Origin of the sequence: Dokdonia sp. PRO95 (assembly GCF_000355805.1) — a bacterium.
GTDB lineage: Bacteria > Bacteroidota > Bacteroidia > Flavobacteriales > Flavobacteriaceae > Dokdonia.
This window is the reverse complement of sequence record NZ_CM001837.1, coordinates 2498056-2519990: the sequence shown is the minus strand read 5'-3', so window position 1 is coordinate 2519990 and position 21935 is coordinate 2498056. Positions and strand designations below refer to the sequence as shown.

Annotated in this window: 8 protein-coding genes; 6 read left to right on the top strand and 2 right to left on the bottom strand. The window is 37.3% G+C overall.

What is annotated here, in order from left to right; genetic code table 11:
• The 6 genes from D017_RS11355 (at position 1) to D017_RS11325 (ending at position 20192) form a co-directional block, all read left to right on the top strand.
• Complete coding sequence (locus D017_RS11355) at positions 1 to 4545, top strand: type I polyketide synthase (protein WP_035336614.1); 4545 nt, start codon at positions 1 to 3, stop codon at positions 4543 to 4545.
• Between the two features lie 5 nt (positions 4546 to 4550).
• The gene (locus tag D017_RS11350; protein WP_225969301.1) at positions 4551 to 7040 is read left to right on the top strand and encodes an SDR family NAD(P)-dependent oxidoreductase; all 2490 of its coding nucleotides are present in this window, start codon (positions 4551 to 4553) and stop codon (positions 7038 to 7040) included.
• A gap of 48 nt (positions 7041 to 7088) precedes the next feature.
• Complete coding sequence (locus D017_RS11345) at positions 7089 to 13796, top strand: type I polyketide synthase (RefSeq protein WP_035336613.1); 6708 nt, start codon at positions 7089 to 7091, stop codon at positions 13794 to 13796.
• A 569-nt stretch (positions 13797 to 14365) separates the two neighbouring features.
• A complete protein-coding gene (locus D017_RS11340; protein ID WP_051583886.1) occupies positions 14366 to 15949 on the top strand; it encodes a PfaD family polyunsaturated fatty acid/polyketide biosynthesis protein in 1584 nt (527 codons plus the stop codon).
• Positions 15950 to 16574: 625 nt separating this feature from the next.
• Positions 16575 to 18905 carry a TonB-dependent receptor gene (locus tag D017_RS11330; protein ID WP_051583885.1) on the top strand — a complete coding sequence of 777 codons (2331 nt, stop codon included), beginning with the start codon at positions 16575 to 16577 and terminating at the stop codon, positions 18903 to 18905.
• Between the two features lie 54 nt (positions 18906 to 18959).
• Positions 18960 to 20192 carry a PepSY domain-containing protein gene (locus D017_RS11325; protein ID WP_035336611.1) on the top strand — a complete coding sequence of 411 codons (1233 nt, stop codon included), beginning with the start codon at positions 18960 to 18962 and terminating at the stop codon, positions 20190 to 20192.
• 106 nt (positions 20193 to 20298) lie between these two features.
• On the opposite strand, the gene D017_RS11320 is transcribed toward D017_RS11325, so the two are convergent.
• Positions 20299 to 20979 carry a LytTR family DNA-binding domain-containing protein gene (locus D017_RS11320; protein ID WP_035336609.1) on the bottom strand — a complete coding sequence of 227 codons (681 nt, stop codon included), beginning with the start codon at positions 20977 to 20979 and terminating at the stop codon, positions 20299 to 20301.
• A complete protein-coding gene (locus D017_RS11315) occupies positions 20976 to 21914 on the bottom strand; it encodes a histidine kinase (RefSeq protein WP_051583957.1) in 939 nt (312 codons plus the stop codon). The genes D017_RS11320 and D017_RS11315 overlap by 4 nt, the downstream gene beginning before the upstream one ends.
• Between the last annotated feature and the right edge of the window lie 21 nt (positions 21915 to 21935).

The following is a 21935-nucleotide window of genomic DNA, read 5'->3' as shown; positions in this document are numbered from 1 at the left end:
ATGGATACTATTAATAGTTCGCTTAAGAAAACACCTGTAGCAATCATTGGTCTATCAGCCATGTTTGCAGATGCCATCAATGTAGAACAGTTTTGGAACAATATTATTAGTCAAAAAGATAGCATTGTTGACGTTCCAGAATCTCGCTGGAATATTGATGATTACTATGATGCAGATCCCATGGCTGCAGATAAGACTTATTGTAAAAAAGGGGGGTTTATTCCAGATGTAGACTTTAATCCAATTGAATTTGGGTTACCTCCTAACATTTTGGAAGTTACAGATGCCTCACAGCTTCTTGCTTTAATAGCCGCTAGAGATGCTTTTGAGGATGCTGGATATGGCAGAGAGTCAGAAAAATTTACAGCATTACTAAAGGAAAAAACAGGGGTTATTCTCGGTGTAGGTGGTGGACAAAAACTAATCACTCCACTTACCTCTAGATTGCAAGCTCCTATCTGGGAAGCTGCTTTAAGAAGCAGTGGTATCTCAGATACAGATATACCGCATATTGTGGATAAAATGAAGAAAGCATACATAGGCTGGAATGAAAATTCTTTCCCAGGAATGCTAGGTAATGTCATTTCTGGTCGCATCACAAATCGTTTTGATTTAGGAGGCATCAACTCCGTGGTAGATGCTGCTTGTGCTGCATCACTTTCAGCTGTAAAAATGGCTGTTTCTGAATTAATAGAAGGAAGATGTGACATGATGTTAACCGGAGGAGTCGACACAGACAATTCTCCTTTTATGTACATGTCTTTTTCTAAAACGCCAGCATTCTCTCGTAAGGGAAGTATTCGCCCTTTTGACACCGATTCTGATGGCATGTTGATTGGAGAAGGTGTTGGAATGTTAGTCTTAAAAAGATTAGAGGATGCAGAGCGTGATGGAGATAGAATTTATGGTTTACTTACTGGTGTAGGTTCTTCTAGTGACGGTCGTTATAAATCGGTTTATGCGCCTCGCCCTCAAGGACAAGCGCTAGCGATGCAAAGAGCTTATGATGAGGCAGGTTATGACGCATCTACCGTTAAATTAATTGAAGGGCACGGGACTGCAACCGGTGCTGGTGATGCAGCCGAATTTGAATCTATGTCCATTGTTTTTGGGAAGAATAATTCTTCAAAAAATCATATTGCTATCGGTTCTGTAAAATCGCAAATAGGTCATACAAAAGCTGCAGCTGGTGCAGCAGGAATGATAAAAGCAGCCTTGGCTCTGTATCATAAAGTACTTCCGGGAACGATTAATGTAACCAAGCCACATAACAAATTTGGGATTGAAAATTCGCCTTTCTATGTCAACTCTGAAACACGACCTTGGTTTAAAAATGGTGTTCCCCGTAGAGCGGGATTGTCTGCTTTTGGGTTTGGTGGTGTAAACGTTCATTTTGCCATGGAAGAATATGAAAAGAAAGCCTCATTTAATGATAGAATGCACCAGTCCTTCCACAGTATTTTTATAAAGGCAAATAACACAAGCGACCTACTAACGATTATTAAGGGTGAAATTACTGCATTGTCTTCAAGTGAATCAAGTGCTGCTTTTCATAACTTAAAACAAGCTTCTAAAGCAGGTATTGCAAATCAAAACGAAGCTCGTGTAGGCTTTGTAGCAGAAAGCCTGAAAGACTGCATTTCTAAATTGGAAATAGCAGTAACACAGCTAGAAAACAACAAAGAGACTTGGTCTCATCCTAAAGGTATTTTCTTTAGACCTAATGGAATTAACAGCACTACAAAAATCGCATCGTTATTTTCTGGTCAAGGGGCTCAGTATGTAAATATGGCAAATGAAGCGACAAGTAGCTTTGATAGCATACAACAAACAATAGCAGCTTTTGATGCCAAAAAAGGATATGATCTAGCTAATAAAATATATCCAAAACCTGTATTTACAGAGGAGGACAAAGCTATTTTAGAAAAGAATATTACAAATACCGAGTTTGCACAACCCGCAATCGGAGCTATTAGTTTAGGGTACTATAACGTGTTCAAAGATGCCGGTTTTGTAAGTGATATGGTCGCTGGTCATAGTTTTGGTGAACTCACAGCTCTTTGTGCTTCTGGAGTTATAAGTCAAGATGATTATATAGCACTTGCTATCGCACGTGGTAAAGCTATGGCAAGGAATAATACAAGTGGTGACGCGGGTACAATGCTAGCTGTAAAAGCTTCGGCTTCAGAAATCGAACCATTGATTACCGCTATACCAGATGTCTCTATTGCCAATATCAACTCGTCGAGTCAAATCGTATTAGGAGGCACCACAGAAGGTATTACTAAAGCTAAGACATTATTAGATAGTAAAAAATACCGCTCGATTGTATTACCTGTTTCTGCTGCATTCCATACAGACTGTGTGGGTCATGCACAAAAGCCTTTTGAAGAAAGCATAGAGAATATAAAATTTAATAGCCCTGCCATTCCGGTATACTCAAATTCTACTGGAAATTCTTATCCAACTGATCCAATTGAGATTAAGAAAATTTTAGGACAGCATATTTTAAATTCAGTTGACTTCAAGAGCGAGATTGAAAATATGTATGCTGCTGGGGCTAGAGTTTTTGTTGAATTTGGACCTAAATCTATTCTTACTAATCTCGTAAAAGACATCCTTTCAGACAAGGAACATTATGCGATAGCTACTAATCCTAAGTCTAGTCAAAACAGTGATTTACAGATTAGAGAAGCTGCCATACAATTACAAGTACTGGGTTGTACATTAGGTGATATAGACAAGAACGCACGAGCAGCTATGGAACCAGCAAAACAGCCTAAAATAGCTGTGAAAATATCGGGAAATAATTATGTGAGTCCAGCAACTCAAAAACAATATAAAGACGTTTTAAATAATGGGTTTAAAGTAAGTGGATCTACAGAAATTATTAAAACCGTAGAAGTTATAAAGGAGGTGGTAAAGGAAGTTCCTACCACTTTAAACCAAGTTAATTCAGAACAAGACACAGAAGAAAATATGATGATAGATGTAATTAAAAGTGCTGTTGAAGGTATTAAAGAAAATCAATCAAAAGCATTAGATATGTTCCAAAATATTTTAACGGAGCAAAACAAACAAACGGCACAGTTAATTGCCTTGCTATCAGAAAATACCCTTTCGGGAAAAAGTGACATGAAAACACAATCGGATCCTGTGGCAACTGCGGCTTCAGTATCTCAACCTGAAGAAACAGAAATTCAAGTAACACAAACTCCTGTTCAATCTACGGCTCCTGCACTGGAGAATTCAGAAATGCTTGATCTCATGCTTAGCGTTGTAGCAGATAAAACAGGGTATCCTGCAGAAATGCTAGAACTAAGCATGGATATGGAAGCAGATCTAGGAATTGATTCCATCAAACGTGTGGAGATTTTTGGAGCTATTACGGAACAATCTGATAAACTTTCAAACATCAACCCTAACGACTTAACAGAGCTTAGAACACTACAAGAAATTGTAGATTATATCTCTGCAAAAGCAGGAATAAGTGCAACAGCAGCTCCAGTTTCTCCTACAGTAAAGGAAGTAGTCGCAGCTCCTGTTGCTACCCCATTACCACAAACGACACCAATCGCTGGAAATTCAGAAATGCTTGATCTTATGCTTAGCGTTGTAGCAGATAAAACAGGGTATCCTGCAGAGATGTTAGAACTAAGCATGGATATGGAAGCAGATTTAGGAATTGATTCCATCAAACGTGTGGAGATTTTTGGAGCTATTACGGAACAATCTGATAAACTTTCAAACATCAACCCTAACGACTTAACAGAGCTTAGAACATTACAAGAAATTGTAGATTATATCTCTGTAAAAGCTGGAATAAGTGCAACAACAGTTCCTGTTTCTCCTACAGTAAAGGAAGTAGTCGCAGCTCCTGTTGCTGCCCCATTAGCACAAACGACACAAATCGCTGGAAATTCAGAAATGCTAGACCTTATGTTAAGCGTAGTAGCAGATAAAACAGGATATCCTGCAGAAATGCTAGAACTGAGCATGGATATGGAAGCAGATCTAGGGATAGATTCCATTAAACGTGTGGAGATTTTTGGAGCCATTACTGAGCAATCTGATAAACTTTCAAACATCAATCCTAACGACTTAACAGAGCTTAGAACACTACAAGAAATTGTAGATTATATCTCTGCAAAAGCTGGAATAAGTACAAGGGATACACCAGTTGAAGCATCAGTCACAGCTTCTCAAGAAGTAGTTGGCACCGATTTATTCTCTACTCCTATTGTTGAGACAACAGCAGCTACCGAAGGTAATTCTGAAATGTTAGACCTTATGTTAAGCGTAGTCGCAGATAAGACAGGATACCCAGCAGAGATGTTAGAATTAAGCATGGACATGGAAGCAGATCTAGGGATTGATTCTATTAAACGTGTAGAAATATTTGGAGCGATTACTGAGCAATCTGATAAGCTTTCAAACATCAATCCTAACGACTTAACAGAGCTTAGGACCCTACAAGAAATTGTAGACTACATCTCTGCAAAAGCAGGTATTTCAAGTAAAAAAAAAAGCCTGAGCCTAGCGTAACTCAAGTGCAAAATAACATAGTAAGTAAGGAGAATACACCACAACAGGAATTCTCCTTACCTACTAACTTTCATGGTGTACCAAGAAAATCAATTGGTTTAAAATTTATTCCTAGAGTAGATGTATTAGTACAAGATATTTCTGCTTTACAAGCTGTTGTCATCACAGATGAAGGAGGTCCTCTGACACTTGCTGTAAAAACCAAATTAGAAAGTGAAGGACATCAAGTGATTGTACTTCAATTTGACACAATTAAAAAGAATACATCTATTAAAGATGGAATTTCGATTGCCGAAATAAACGATCAAAATATTAAGAATGCTGTAGATACCATCTTAGCCAACAATGAAATTGGCGCTTTTATCTACTTGCATCCACATTTCACCTTTTCTGGTCATAATTTCACTCAGCATTTTGAGGTAGAACGTACCTTATTAAAAGCCACTTTCTTATTGGCAAAGCATTTACAAGCTCCATTAAATGCAACGAGCAAAACACAGCGCACAGCCTTTATGACGGTTTCTCGTTTAGATGGGAAATTTGGGATGGACAAGCGTTCAGATATTTCTATCATCGCAGGAGGATTGTCAGGGTTAACTAAGTGTATGAACTTAGAATGGTCTCCTGTTTTCTGTAGAGCCATAGATGCTCAGCCAGAACTATCACCTAATGAAATTGCCGATAATTTATTTTTAGAATTACACGATGCAGATGTGCGTTATGTAGATGTAGCTATTAATGAAAAAGGCAGAATGACTTACGAGGTTACTCCTAATGAAGTTGCTGCGACAGATGATTACCAGCAAACAGTTACAGATAAAGATGTTTTCTTAGTTGCTGGTGGTGGTAGAGGTGTTACAGCAACCTGCATCAAGGAAATGAACGTAGCTTTCAAGTCTAAGTTTATCTTATTGGGAAGATCTTCTTTAGATTTTGAATTACCATCATATGCGTTAAAAGAAAATAATCCTGCCAAGCTAAAGAACGCCATTATGCAGGATCTAAAAGCTAGCGGAGAGAAAGTTTCTATCAAAGGATTAAACAGTCTATTCAATAAATATGTTGCCAAAAAAGAGATAGAAGAAACCATTGCTACCATCAAAGCGGCTGGTGGAGATGCCATATATGTAGCTGGTGATGTGACCAACTTAACCATCAAGCCAGAATTGCTAAAGATTGAAAAGCAATGGGGTAAAATCACAGGCATCATTCACGGTGCTGGCCGACTAGCGGATAAATTGATTCAAGATAAAACAGAAGAAATTTTTGATAATGTCACTTCCGTAAAATTGGACGGATTATTAAACCTTTTAAAAATGGTTAATATCAATGAGTTGAAACATCTCATTATGTTCTCCTCTGTAGCTGGTTTTTATGGAAACGTAGGACAATCTGATTATGCAATGGCAAACGAAATTTTAAGTACCGCCGCACATTTATTTAGTACAAACCACCCTAACACTAAAGTTACCGCAATAAACTGGGGAGCTTGGGAAGGCGGCATGGTGAGTCCAGAGCTACAAAAAATGTTTGAAGAGGCTGGTGTTTCTTTAGTAAATCACTCTGGAGGCGCTGCTCGTTTTGTGCAAGAATTAAACGGAGCATATCATAACCAACCTCAAGTGATCATCGGTGGTACATTACCAGCTGGTATTTCAGATATTTCTGGAGACCTAAAAACGCATACCATTCAAAGAAATTTGAGTCTCAAAGAGAATGCGTTTTTACAACATCACGTAATTCAAGGAAGTCCTGTATTACCTATGGTGAATGCCACGGCTTGGATGGCAGATTCTTGTGTGAAATTATTTCCAGATTATAAACTGGCAAGTATAGAAGATGTAAAACTTTTCAAAGGGATTGTGTTTGACGGGACTGAAAAAGAGGTGTATTTCACGAAAGTGAAAGAACAACTAAAAACAGCAGACACCATCGTCTGTGAGATAAGCGTGTACAGTAAAGGAGCAAAACTACCACTCAATCATTATAGAGCTACAGTTACGCTTTCGCGAAAGCGTACTGAATCCCCTACATTCAAGGCTCCACAACTAGTTGAGAATAAAATAGACGGAGCTACTTTTTATAAAGATGGTTCGTTATTCCACGGTGCTTTTTACCAAGGCATAGAGGAGGTTATTGCGATGGATGAATCGCAAGTACTATTAAAATGTAAAGCTCCAGCGGTTTCTTATGAAGATCAAGGTCAGTTCCCTAGTACTAGTTTAAATGCCTTCTTCTTAGATATTCAATATCAAGGAATGGTTGTATGGGTGCAGAAGATTCATAATGGAGCAAATAGCTTGCCATTACAGACTTCTAAAGGGATAGTTTACGGAGAAATTCAAGCTAATAAAAGTTACTACGTACACATAAAAATCCGAGAAAATACAGAGACAAAAATGATTGCAGACTGCACCGTTTATGACGATAACGAAGATGTTATTTTGTTTACAGAAGGTGCCGGATTAACTGTTTCAAGAGAATTAGTTTGGTAAAAGTTATTTCTCATCTATTGCAATAATCGTCTTAAGTAGCTACAAAGAATGAAAGAAAAAATAGCAATTATCGGGATGTCATCCCTTTTTCCTGGGTCTAAAACACTTCAAGGGTTTTGGAATAACCTTATGGATAAAAAGGACTTAACCGGTATGGCAACAAAAGATGATTTTGGCGCAGACCCGGAACTCTTTTATAATAAAAATAAGGGTGTTATAGACAGCTGTTACTCCTTGCGAGGAGGCTACATACGTGATTATACCTTTAATAGCGATGATTTTGGCTCCAAAGATTTGAGTGACTTAGACCAGATGTATCAATGGGGTTTACAGGTGACTAAAGATGCTTTGATACATGGTGGCTATTGGGAAAAAACACAAGCATTAGAAAATTGTGGTGTGATTTTCGGGAACTTATCATTTCCCACAAAGTCTTCTCACAAAATTCTTGCTCCCGTCTATACACAAACACTTGAAAAAGGAATCAAAACACTATTAAAAGATGATAGTTTCAAAATTCCTTCTACCGAATATGAAATTCCAAAAAACAATCCGATAGAGGGTGATGTTTCAGAATTAGTGAAGAATACCATTGGTTTAAAAGGAACCAATTTTGATCTCGATGCTGCGTGTGCTTCTTCTTTATATGCCATAAAAATGGCGTGTGATGAGCTATTGACAGGAAAGGCAGATATGATGCTCGCAGGAGCTGTTTGCTCCTCTGATCAGTTGTTTATCCATATGGGATTTTCAATTTTTCACGCCTATGCGGCACACGATAAAAAATACTCGCCACTAGATAAAGATTCTGCTGGACTCGTATCTTCTGAAGGTGCTGGAATGATTCTATTAAAACGTTTATCTGATGCAGAGCGAGATGGAGATAATATCATAGGTGTTATTTCTGGAATAGGATTATCAAACGATGGCGCAGGTAAATTCTTATTGAGTCCGAACCCAAAAGGTCAAACACTCGCTTATGAAAGAGCGTATAATGGCACCATTAAAAAAGAGGACACTTCTTACATAGAATGTCACGCAACGGGCACTCCACTGGGTGACGTTACAGAAATCAATTCGCTCGAAACCTTCTTTGGTGACAATCCAGAGAAAGTACGTCTAGGTTCTGTAAAGTCAAATATGGGGCATATGCTTACGGCGGCAGGAATGCCTAGCTTGATGAAGGTATTGCTTTCTATGGAGCATAATAGCATTCCGCCTGGCATTAATATGGAAACGGCAATCCAATCTGAAAATGGTTGGTTTACACAAGATCAAATCATAGAAGAGCCGCTAGCATGGAAGACAAATGATAAACAAGCGGCAGTAAATTCTTTTGGTTTTGGGGGGACTAATGCACACCTTGTTGTTGAAAGTCATCAACCGAAGGAAACTAACACACACACGGATGTCTCTCTAAAGGAAATGGCCATTACAAGCATGGAAGTTCATTTTGGAGACTGTGATAATTTGGAAACATTTTATCAATCCATTTTTAATGGAAAGCAGCACTTCTCTGCAATGCCAACTACGAGATGGAAGGGCTTTGAGAAAAATGAAGAGCTGCTTAATACGTTTGGTTTGGATACTCAAAACCCTATCAAAGGAAATTTTATAGAGGATTTTGATATGGATTTAATGCGCTATAAAATCCAGCCTAATGAGATTAGTACAATGGAGCCGCAACAGGCCCTTATTTTAAAAGTTGCAGATCAAGCCATTCAGAAATCTAATCTACAAAGAGGAGAAAACGTAGCCGTACTAATTGCTATGAATCCTGAGCTTGCGATACATCATTATCTTGCTCGTTGGGATAGCGAGTGGCAATTAGACAAGGCGCTGGACAGTGCGGGTATTGCACTAGAAGAAACACAAAAAGAAACATTACTTGCCGAGTGTCGCAATATATTATACCAGATAGGCAACGTACAAACGCCTAGTCAGCACACCAGTTTTGTGGGGAATATTATGTCGAGTCGTATCTCTGCTTTATGGGATTTTAATGGGCCTTCATTTACGATTACAAACGGTGATAACGGAACAACGAGAGCACTAGAAGTTGCACAAAATATACTTTCTCTAGGCGAAGTAGATGCTGTGGTTGTGGGAGCTGTTGATTTTTCGGCTGGTATGGAAACCGTACTGTTGCGCAATCTAGCTACTAGCATAAATCAAAATAAAAAACCTAGCTTATCTTTTAATATAGATGATTATGGATGGTTAATTGGTGAAGGAGCATCTGCGATTGTATTGAAAGCAAGTGAACACATTGATGAGAACGATACGGTCTTTGCAAAAATTGAAGCCGTAGGAGATATCGCGACAACAGAGAATATCGCCTTACAAGAATTAGTTGCTTCTGGATTTGACCAAGAAGATCAGTTGGAACAAGAACAGCTATTAGCTATTAATCCTGCCAGAAAAATTGCCTTAGGATCTGTAAAAACAAACATTGGCCATACGTTTGCGGCGGCTGGACTCGCTTCTATTGTAAAAACAGCCTTATGTGTATATCATCAATTTATTCCTGGAATTCCGAATTGGCAATCGGCAAAGGATGATGCTTTCAAAAACAGTAATTACTACTTCCCTAGCCTATCACGACCTTGGGTTAATGAAACAGAACAACCCAGGCAAGCGTTAGTCAATTTGAGCGCACATTCTCGTGTAAAATTATCAGAATGTACACAACCTAAACCTCACAACATTGACAATTTCTTGAACAAGCATTTATTTGTTTTAAAAGGAAATACAGCAGCAGCACTTAAGGAACAGTTACAAAAACTTAATGAGGAAATACTTACTCATGACTTAGCTTTTGTTGCACAAGCTTGCTTTGATAAAGCAGCAACCACAAAAGCAACCTACAGCATTGTTCTCATTGCGTCAACCCCAAAATCGATAGCGCAAGACATCGTTTTTATTAATAAAAAACTCGAGCAATCCTTTGCAGAAAATACAGATATAAAATTACCTAGCGGTTCTTTCTTTAGCCCAAACCCCAGTGATACAAAAGGTGATTTGGCGTTTGTATATCCAGGTTCGGCAACTACTTATGAAGGCTTGGGGCAAGATTTATTTCAGTTTTTCCCTAATCTGCTAAGTGATTTTGAGAATCGTATTGCCAACTTGAAAGACTTCTTTGGCTTAGACTATTTATTCCCAAAAAAGCAAGATAGTGCTACGCCTTCGCCCAACATACAAGAAAATGCCATCTCCATGATGTCTGCAGGAGTATTGTACTCGACCCTATACACGCACATATTGACGACCTACTTTGGTGTACAACCCAAAGCTGCGATGGGCTATTCTATGGGAGAATGTAGCTCTATGTGGTACTCCTTTGGTATTTGGAATCCAGGTGAGGGAACAAAAGTATTCCGCAACTCCCCTATTTTTAAAAACAAGTTTTCTGGCAATCTAGAACTCTTAGCCGAAGAATGGGATATCAGCTCAGAAGAAGCAAAAGCCAGATGGCAAAGTTGGATTTTATTAGAAACTAAAGAAAAAGTAGCAGCACAAATCTCAGCTTTTGATAAAGTGTCCATCACTTTTGTAAACTCTGAAAAAGAATTAATCGTTTCTGGTGATAAAAGCCAGTGCGAAGCATTGATTGCTGCGCTTAATTGTCCATCGGTATTAGTGCCTTTTCAAAATATTATCCATAATGAGTTCTGTAAAAAAGAGTACGATGGGTTAATTGAAATGCATAATTTCCCATTAGAAAAAAAGCCGGAAATTGATTTTTATTCTAGCTTAACAGGAGAGAAAATCCCTATGGATTCGCTGAAAATAGCAGAGAATTCGACAAAAGTGTGCTATAAGACTGTTGATTTTCCCGCTTTCGCGAAAAAAATGTCTAGCAACGGATTTAGCACGTTTGTAGAACTTGGTCCTAATAGTACGTGTACTGGCTGGATAAAAGATACACTAGATCAAAACAATCACGCCGCTTGTGCGATTGATAAAAAAGGCACGAGTTCTATACAGTCTTTATACGAGTGTCTAGCGCAATTAATCTCAAACGGGATCGACATTGATTTGAGCTTGCTATATCCTAATAACAACCAAGACCCCACTAAAAAACGTTTCACTAAAAAAGTAAAAACAGGTGGTACGCCAGTATATGACGTGCTCTTGTCTGAGGAGATGAGGCAACAGTTTACCACGATCAAACGAAAAGAAAAAGTAGCCTCTCTAGAAACAACTGGAGATGCAAGTATACGCTTTCGCGAAAGCGTAAAACCAACCACCACAACACATAGAGTAGAAAAAATAGCTAGTATGATAGATACAGAACAGCCAAAAACTGCGACTAAAATCGGAGAAAATGGTTTGAAATTACAAGATTACAATGATCCAAATCATCTAAAAGATAAGAACATCATTTTCACCAAAGATGATCTTATTGAATTTTCTGAAGGAAAAATAGGTAATGTTTTTGGAGCAGAATACAATGTGATTGATCAGTATAAAAGGCGAGTAATGTTACCTATGGACCCATATTTATTGGTGAGTAGAGTAACAGGTCTTGATGCAAAACTAGGAGAATACAAGCCTTCTACAATGCAAACCGAATATGATATCCCATACAATTCTGGCTATGCAACAGACACCCAAATTCCTTGGGCAGTCTCTGTAGAGTCTGGGCAGTGTGATTTAATGTTGATTTCTTATCTGGGAATTGATCTTGAAAATAAAGGAGAGTATGTATACCGTCTTCTAGATTGTACGCTTACTTTTCTAGACGATTTACCTTTTGAAGGACAAACATTACGCTATGATATATCTATCAATTCATTTGTAAGAAATGGTGGAAACTTGCTGTTTTTCTTTAGCTACGAGTGTTTTGTAGAAGATCGTATGGTCTTAAAAATGACCAATGGTGTGGCTGGTTTCTTTACTGATGAAGAATTAAGTAAAGGAAACGGAGTGGTATACACAGACAGTGAAAGGAAAGTACTGGCAGGTGTAGAAAAGAAAAAATTCATTCCTTTTTTGACCACCAAAAAAACTGCTTTTGACATAGAAGATTTAAGACATCTCATCAATGGAGATGCGCATAAATGTTTTGATGATATTTCATATTTCCCAAATGGTAGAAATGAATCTATACGTCTAGCTCCAGAAAAAATGTTGATGCTAGATCGCATTACCAAGGCAGATGTGCACGGAGGCGCCTATGGATTAGGAGAAATTATAGCCGAAAAAGACTTAAGTCCAGACGATTGGTATTTTCCTTGTCACTTTAGAGATGACCAAGTGCTAGCAGGTTCTTTGCAAGCAGAGGGCGGCGGTAACTTATTGCGTTTCTTCATGATGATGCTCGGACTACAACGTCTCAAAAAAGATGCGCGTTTCCAACCTATTTATGGAGTAAAGCAAAAAGTACGATGTAGAAAAGAGGTGACGCCTACTGATAAAAAACTAGTGTACCGCTTAGTCATAAAAGATATCGGGTTATTACCTGACCCTTATGTGATAGGAGATTTAGAGATTATTGTAGATGGTGTGATTACCGTACATTTTGAAAATCTAGGATTGCAGTTAAGAGAAAAAGATAATCCAAAATACTTAGAGCAACCAAAAAAAATAACCGAGAATGTACTTTTAAACGAGAATGATATTGAAACGTTTGCTTTAGGTAGACTTGCAGATTGTTTTGGTCCAGAATATGCGGTGTATGATAACAGATCATTATCGCGCCAACCTAATACCGACTTACAAGTGGTAAGTCGTGTGATAAAAATAGACGGAGAGCGTTTTGATTTTTCAAAGCCAACAAATATCTGGACAGAATATGATGTGCCTCGAGATGCTTGGTATTACAAGCAAAATACCTCGATGACAATGCCGTATGCGGTATTGATGGAAATTGCCTTACAACCTTGTGGATTACTAGGTGCATATCTAGGAAGCACGCTACAGTTTCCAGATAAAGATTTATACTTTAGAAATCTGGATGGTGATGGAGAAATGTTTGACTTGCCAGCTGGCACAGATTTTAGAGGAAAAGTAATCGCAAATAAATCGACTTTAACGTCTTCTACCTCATTAGGAGGTTTTGTGATTCAGAAATACTTGTTTGAAGTATCGGTAGACGGGCACGTGTTTTATAAAGGGTTTTCTTCTTTTGGATTCTTCCCTAAGGAAGCCTTAGCGCAGCAAGTCGGTCTCGATAAAGGAGAGGATGTTGCAGCTTGGTATGTGCAAAACAACTTGACCACCAAAGATTACTTCCAAATCAAGCTTGATTCTCTTTATGCAAAAATGAAATTGTATAAAGAAAATGATAAAGTAAACACCTTCCGCTTAGCCGAAAATCAATTAGATCTATTAGATAGTGGTTTGGTAGTTAAAAACGGAGGAGAGTTTGGCAAAGGCTACATTCATTGCTCTAAAGCAATACATACCTACGACTGGTTCTTTACCTGTCATTTTTATTCTGACCCAGTAATGCCAGGGTCTTTAGGTGTAGAAGCAATCTCACAAGCGATGCAATTATTTGCGTTACAACAAGATTTAGGTAAGGATTTTAAAAATCCGCGTTTTGTACAAGTAGAGAACAATAAAACCGAATGGAAATACCGTGGACAAATAAAAGTGAATGTAGAAAATATGCATCTAGAAGTGCATTTTAAAAACATCGAAAAACGAGGAGATACACTGGTATTAATTGCAAATGCATATCTCTGGAATGAAGGAACGAGAATTTACCAATTGACAGATTTGGCCTTGGGGATTCAAGAGGGGTAGGTAAGTGAACATCTACTCCCAGCCTCCTCTTCAAAGAGGAGGAGCTACATATATTGCCCTAGAGGGAGCAAAAGGACGTAGAGCCGATTTTTGTTTCCCCAGCCCTTAAGGGAGCAAAATTCAAAAGTGAAGAATAAGTCACCCTTTAGACTTGGGGAAAGCATATTCACTGATTAAATTTTTGTTTCCCCAGGCCTAAAGGGAGCAAAATTAAAGATGAAGAATAAGCCACCCTTTAGGATTGGGGAATGCCTATTCGGAATCTAGTAGTTTGAGTACGCTTTCGCGAAAGCGTAAAAAAAATAAAATATAGAACTGATTTTTGCTTTCCCCGCCCTAAAGGGAGCAAAAATCAAAAATGAAGAATAAGCCACCCTTTAGGGTTGGGGAAAGCTTATTCGATGATTAAATTTTTGATTCCCCAGCCCTGAAGGGAGCAAAAATCAAAAGTGAAGAATAAGCCGCCCTTTAGGGTTGGGGAATGCTTATTCGATGATTAAATTTTAAAACAACACAGTGCTTCAAAAAATCTAAGATTTTCACGAAAGTGCTGAAATAAAAAATAAGAAATGATTGACTTAAAATGGATAGGATCTCCGAGAGAGATTTCATTTGACATCCAAGGAATGTCTGAAAAATTGAAAAACACTGCCACTCCTTGTTACATTGTTGAGGATTTATCAGGTCGCACTGGCGTTACAAATACTGGCACTATCCAGTCTGAAGGAAAGGGGTTGTTTTTAAAAGCCATCGTACCCGCATTTACTGCTGCCGATTTTGGGGACACTTCGTTTAAAGAAGATTACCAGTTAAAATACGCTTATAAAGGAGGCGCTATGGCAAATGGAATTGCGTCAACTGATATGGTAATCGCTTTAGGAAAGAACGAGATGATAGGTTCTTTTGGTGCTGCTGGGATGATTCCTGCTCGTGTAAAAGAAGCCATTGCAACCATTCAGACTGCTTTACCTACGCAAGCTTATGCGTGTAACCTTATCCACAGTCCTATAGAAAAGGCGCTAGAAGAAGGCGCTGTAAACTTGTATATAGAACATGGTGTAAAGGTGGTAGAAGCTTCGGCATATATGAACTTATCTGAGCAAATTGTAAAATATAGAGCGGTAGGTTTGAGTCTTGACGCTCAAGGCGAAATTGTGATTGGCAACAAAGTAATTGGTAAAGTTTCTAGAAAAGAAGTCGCACAACGTTTTATGTCCCCTGCTCCGCTTCAGTTTTTAGATAAATTATTGGCTGCTGGAAAAATCACCCAGCAACAATACGAACTCGCTCAAAAAGTACCCATGGCAGATGATATTACGGTAGAGGCAGATTCTGGTGGGCATACAGATAATCGTCCTCTAGTGGTGTTGTTTCCTATCATTTTACAACTGAGAGATGAAATACAGGCAACATATAACTACAAAAAACAAATTAGAGTGGGCGCCGCAGGAGGAATAGGAACTCCAGCCTCTGCCCTAGCCGCTTTTTCTATGGGAGCTGCTTATGTAGTGACTGGATCGATTAATCAGGCCTGTGTAGAGTCTGGAACTTCTGATGTTGTAAAGGAATTACTTTCTAAAGTAGCCTCAACAGATGTCACGATGGCTCCAGCATCAGATATGTTTGAACTTGGTGTAGAATTACAAGTGTTAAAGCGTGGTACACTTTTCGGTGCTAGAGCAAAAAAACTTTATGAGGTCTACACACGTTATGACGGGATTGATGATATCCCAGCAGAAGAACGACTTAAACTGGAGACTAAAACTTTTAAAATGTCATTAGAAGAGGTGTGGAATGGCTGTGTGAGCTTCTTTCAAGAAAGAGATCCAGAACAAATAGAAAAAGCACAAGGAAATCCAAAGCGTAAAATGGCCTTGATTTTCCGTTGGTACCTAGGCTTGTCTTCAAACTGGGCAAATGCAGGAACTCCAGATAGAGTAATGGATTATCAAATATGGTGTGGCCCAGCGATGGGTGCTTTTAATGAGTGGACAAAAGACTCATATCTAAGCGAGGTCAAAAATAGAAAAGTAGCAGATGTTGCTACTCATTTATTAGAAGGTGCAGCTTATCTACATAGAATCAACACGATTAAAGATCAAGGGGTAGATTTACCACTTGAGTTATTGCAATTACCTGTTAATCATAACTAGATATTAGTAGCTCAAAACACAACTAAAATTCTCAAAACGTATATTATCGTGATGGGAATTTTAGTTTTCTTAAAAAAAAATAACTTAACATGAGCTCGATACTATGTTAGTTTTAATCTACTTACACGGTAAGTAATATATATATTTGCCCAAAAATTGCTACTTGCAGCGCTTAAGCACCATCATATTACTCATTTGCCTCCACGTGCAACCATTGGTTAACATTTCTATATGGGGAGATTATTTACTTAACCAAGAGTATATAAAGGAGTTTTTATGTATAAATAAAGAAAAGCCTAAGCTTAGCTGTAATGGTAAGTGTTATTTGATGCTTCAATTAGAGGATCAAAAATCTAAACAAGAAAAGGAGCTTCCTCAGCTGGTTCTCAGTAAATACGAATTTGTGGTTTTTAGCTTTCGCGAAAGCGTAACACACAATATTTTAATATCCCAAAAACAAGACAACTTCTCTTCGTATACAAACTTTTATGGTATGCTAAAGTCTTGGGATGTTTTTCACCCTCCACGTGTGTAATTGATTATATAAAAATTGACATGGTCTTATTTTATGAGACCCTAGACTTTTTATGCCTATTTGTATAGGCCAACAATTAATTACAATCTAATGAATAAAGTATTTTTGGCAGCCCTTGGGCTTTGCCTCAGTGCGCAGCTATGCCTTGCGCAAAAAATAACAGGTACCATTACAAACGAAAGTGGTAAAGCTCTTGAAGACGTTAATATTATAGCTCTAGATACAAATATTGGTACCACTACAAATAAAAGTGGTGGTTTTTCCTTAAATCTTAAAGCTGGTACTCACAAATTATATATTACTTACTTAGGATACGTCTCAAAAACGATACCGATAAACAATCAAAATGACATACTAGACTTGTCTATTAAACTTATAGAGGATCAATCTAAACTAGACGAGGTCATAGTATCGGCTAGTCGTGAACGCCAACTTAGATCTGAAGTTCCAGCAGCAATCGGTATCCTAAATAGAGCCTCTATAGATGAAACTAAAGCAGTAGGAATAGATCAATTAGTAAATCAAATTCCTGGTGTTTACATGTCTACATCAAGAGCAGCAAGTAATGAACAACACTTTATGGCTGTAAGAAGTCCTATATCTACTAGGGCACTGTTTTTATATCTTGAAGACGGATTACAACTGCGTCCTACATCGGTTTTTAATCATAATGCCTTACTTGAATTAAATGATCTCACTTATGATAGAGTTGAAGTTTTGAAAGGACCTGCCTCTAGTATATATGGTAGCGAGGCTATAGGTGCAAGTTTTAACTTCATAACAAAATCTCCTACTCCCGAGCTTTCTGGAACCTTGGGTTATCAAGTAAATGATGTAGGCTTGAGTCGTTATGAGCTGGAGTTGTCTAATTATACTAATGATAAGTTTGGATTTTATCTAGGAGCACACTACGTGACACGTAATAACGGCCCTATTGAGCATAGTGATTATGAAAAATTTGCTGTTACCTTAAAGACTGTCTATGATTTTTCAAATAGGTTTAAATGGACAAATGTACTGAGCTTAGTAGATTATAGATCAGATATGACAGGGTCACTATCTGAGGCTGATTATACGGGAGGTAACTTTGAAAGTGATCAAACATTTACTGAAAGAGATGCGCTTGCTTTTAGATATAGAAGTACACTTGCTGCACAATGGAATGAAAATAATAACACCACTTTCAATATAGTGTTTAGAGATAACACAATGGATCAAAACCCTTCTTATAGAATAAGACAGTTTAGAAATATGGGGCAGCTAAATGGTGCTGGCTCTGGTGAGGTTAATACGAATGCTTTCAATAGTTACATGGCTCTGGCACAACATAAAGTTAATTTTGAGTTTAACAACTCATCATTAATTGTAGGTGGGACTTTAGACTACTCACCACAAGATTATAAAGCTTTGAGCACGTCTGTAAGTGTAAATCAAGATACGGGTCAAAACACTAATTTTACAATTAATGAAAATGACTTTATCTTAAACTACAATGCAGATATTTTAAACTATGCTGGTTTCTTTCAGTTTGAAACCAACCTTCTTGAGAGACTCAAAGCAACAGCCGCACTTCGATATGATAGATTTCAATATAATTATAGTAATAACATAGCAGATGCCGCAATATCAACCTCAAAAGACACATATGATAACTGGGCTCCTAAAATAGGTCTAAACTATAATTTTGAGAATAATAAAGGATTATACATCAACTATTCTAGAGGTTTTACTCCTCCACAGGTTTCAACATTATATCGCAATCGCAATGAGTTAAGAGATATTAAACCTAGTACCTATGACAATTATGAGATAGGAGGATATGTCAAGATCAATAATGAGTGGAAATTTGATGGTGCAATCTATCTACTAGAAGGTAAAAATACGCTTATTACTTTAAGAGATGATCAGGATGTGTTTTTTAATACGAATGCGGGTAAAACAAGATCATATGGTATTGAGTATGGAATTACATATACGCCATCTGAAAAGATATCTTTTACACATAATGGGAGTTATGCAAAACACAGATATGTACGTTTCTTTGATAATGCCATCGATTACTCAGATACCGATAGAGAAACAGCTCCTAATTTACTTGGATCAACAAGAGTTACCTATACACCCTTTGCAGACTTTAGTATAGCATTAGAGCACGAGCTTGTGGGTAGTTATAATACAAGTTTTGAAAATCAAGTAATAGGTGATAATGACGAGCTAAGTACAGCTACTTATGATGGACATAATATTTTTAATGCTTTGATATCCTACAGGTACAAAAATTTTGAAGTCTGGACACAAGCACTCAACATTTTTGATGATTTATATGCCGCTAGAGCCTCTTTCAACCAATTTAGCGGTGAGAATAGTTATACTATTGGAAACCCTCGAGCCTTTCACATAGGTGGTCGATTACATTTTTAATAATCTATAAACTGTATCTGTCACTTCATACAAGTGGCAGATACATCAATACATATGAAAAACAAAAAAATTAATCAGTGGTTATGGAAATGGCATGTTATTGCCGGACTAATTGCTACTCCATTTATAATACTCTTTGCCATTACTGGAGGAATTTACTTATTTAAAGAGAAGTATGAAAAGTCACATAAAGAACGTATTACTGTTGTTTCCCCTAGTAATTATAGATATAGTTATGAAGAGCAACGTAAAACAGCAGATGCTATTTTAGGTAAACCTCATAATGCTATGATTATACCTACTAGTGATTCTTTGGCAACAGAATTTGTTTCTGGAAGATTTGGTCATAAAAGAAGTATTTTTATAAACCCTTATACCAATACACAAACCGGAATGATTGCCGCGAGTGATGGTATAATGTATAAGGTGCGTAAGTTACACGGAGAGTTACTTATAGGAACTCCAGGCACACTTGCCGTTGAACTTATTGCAAGCTGGATGGTAGTTCTTCTCATCACAGGTATTTTTATTTGGTGGCCTGCTCGTGGATTTAAATTACATGGTTTTTTTATCCCGAGATGGAAACAAGGAAAACAAGTATTATTGAGAGATTTACATGCTATTATAGCCTTTTGGATCTCAGGACTTTTACTGCTCGTACTGGCAGGTGCTTTTCCTTGGACAAATATTGTGGGGAAAAACTTCAAAACTCTTCAAGAAATTACAGATACAGGATTTCCTATCTCGTGGCATGGTATAGGTATTGGTAAGCCTTCAAGTGACAAAACAATAGCACTTGACCTTATGGTTGAAAAAGCTGCTACGCTTCCCATAGAAGGAATAATAACACTTGATTTCCCAAAAGGACCTGCGGGTGTTTACAGTGTGGGTAATACTTATTATCAAGACCTACAAAAGCAACAGAAATTTCATTTTAATCAATATACAGGTGAACAGCTTTTATCACAACAATGGAGTGATGTGGGAATATTAATGCGAGGTCGTATGTGGGTTATGGCTTTTCATCAAGGCCAATTTGGACAATGGAATTGGTATTTGATGCTTTGTGTGGCGCTTTTACTAATTATCTCAAGTACCGCAGCTATACTCTCCTATTTCTCTAAAAAACCTAAGGGGAAATGGATTGTACCTAAAACCCCTAAGACCTTTAACCCTTCTATAATTGTGATAGGACTTATAATTCTGTTAGGAATACTATTCCCCCTATTTGGACTTTCTGTTCTTGTAATAATGATTATAGAGAAAATAAGAGCAACTAGAATATAAAATAAACATATCTTCACAAGATATACTGATAATAAAAAGGCTCTTTGAAATTACTGTTTAAAGAGCCTTTTATATACCATAATTTAGTACCATACACCTAGTAAATTTAATTATTAAAAACAGTATTCTTTACTGTTTCAAAATAACTATCACTTACAGGAATCTCTGCAGTAGAAAGCATAAGAGACCTACCTTTAAGACTAGTGACTTTGTTCTTATTTACAATATATGACCTATGCACTCTTATAAATTGAGAAGGCAATTCATTTAATAATTTACGCAAAGATTGGTTTGCCATAATCTTCTTACCATCTTCAAAGTGATAATTTACATACTCACTATCGCTTTCTATGTATAGAATGTCTTGAAAAAGTACTTTATGCAAGTCATAACCAGATTTTATTACTAGCGAGGTATTTACTTCCTTGCTTACCACAGGAAACTTGTTGATTGCTGCTACAAAACGTTTAAAAGTGATGGGTTTAGCTAGATAATCTAGTGCATTAAGCTCAAATCCTTTGAGAGCATATTCTGAGTATGCAGTAGTAAATATTACTTTTATATTATCGTTTATGATAAGTTCGGCAAAATCGGTTCCTTTAAGTTCTGGCATCTGTATATCCATAAACACTAGGTCTACCTCATTTTCCTTGAGATATGATAATGCATGTAATGGATTTTCAAAAGAAGCCAGTAGTTCCATATGGGCAACCTTAGCGACGTAAGTCGTGAGTAGTGTTCTTGCTAGTTCCTCATCGTCTACGATGATACATCTCAATTTCTTCATTGTACGGTTACTTTAAGGTGTACATTATAATTTGGAGTTGTCTCAATATGTAGTGAGTGCTTCCCTGGGTAATAGATGTTTAATCTTTTTTCTACATTTTGCAATCCTATTCCTCCTACTCCATCGATATGCTGTGGCGTTTCTGGAATACTATTTTCTACTATGAATTCAATCTGGTTATCACTTGTAGTAAGAGCAATATTAATGAATCGCTCCTGTCCTTTTTCTATACCACTGTGTTTAAAAGCATTCTCGATGTAAGGTATAAATAACATAGGAGCTACAAACATTCCCGCATTAATCACATTATTTTCAAACGAAATATTAAAAGGTTTGCTGCTTTTCAACTTAAAAAGAGCAATGTAATTTTCAATATACTCCACCTCTTTCTGTAAAGTTACCTTCGGTCGCTCACAATCATAAATGACATATCGCAGCATTTCAGAAAGCGTACTTATACTTTCTTGGGTTTTATCTGAGTTTGTTACAGAGAGTGCATAAATATTATTAAGCGCATTAAATAGAAAATGTGGGTTGATCTGCATCTTAAGCATTTTAAGCTCATTTTCTAATAATTCCGCTTTCGCGAAAGCGATCATCTTCTCCTTTTCTTGTACGTAAATAAAGGTTTCAATGAGAATATTAAATATAAATGCCAAGGCGATTGCTAGAAAATGTAACAGTACTGGCGAAGGCCTTCTTGGACCCATAGGCCTTATATCTTCAGGGTTTATAGGATTAATAAAAAGAGAAGATAAATAGGCAAAAATTAATAATAAAGGAACGGAGATTGCCAAAAAATAGAGGTATTTCTTAGTAAAAAGAAAACGTGGTATTAGATAATAAGTAGCAAAGATTATCGCACCTATTTGAAATAGAAATGTAGGTATTGTATCAAGAATAAACTGACTAGTATTTCTTTGATTAAGACTCATAAGGTACCAAACGACGGCCCA

Coding starts and splice junctions, on each gene's coding strand:
- D017_RS11330 (WP_051583885.1), top strand. CDS start 16,575: ATGAATAAAGTATTTTTGGCAGCCCTTGGGCTTTGCCTCAGTGCGCAG.
- D017_RS11320 (WP_035336609.1), bottom strand. CDS start 20,979: ATGAAGAAATTGAGATGTATCATCGTAGACGATGAGGAACTAGCAAGA.
- D017_RS11340 (WP_051583886.1), top strand. CDS start 14,366: ATGATTGACTTAAAATGGATAGGATCTCCGAGAGAGATTTCATTTGAC.
- D017_RS11315 (WP_051583957.1), bottom strand. CDS start 21,914: ATGAGTCTTAATCAAAGAAATACTAGTCAGTTTATTCTTGATACAATA.
- D017_RS11325 (WP_035336611.1), top strand. CDS start 18,960: ATGAAAAACAAAAAAATTAATCAGTGGTTATGGAAATGGCATGTTATT.
- D017_RS11355 (WP_035336614.1), top strand. CDS start 1: ATGGATACTATTAATAGTTCGCTTAAGAAAACACCTGTAGCAATCATT.
- D017_RS11345 (WP_035336613.1), top strand. CDS start 7,089: ATGAAAGAAAAAATAGCAATTATCGGGATGTCATCCCTTTTTCCTGGG.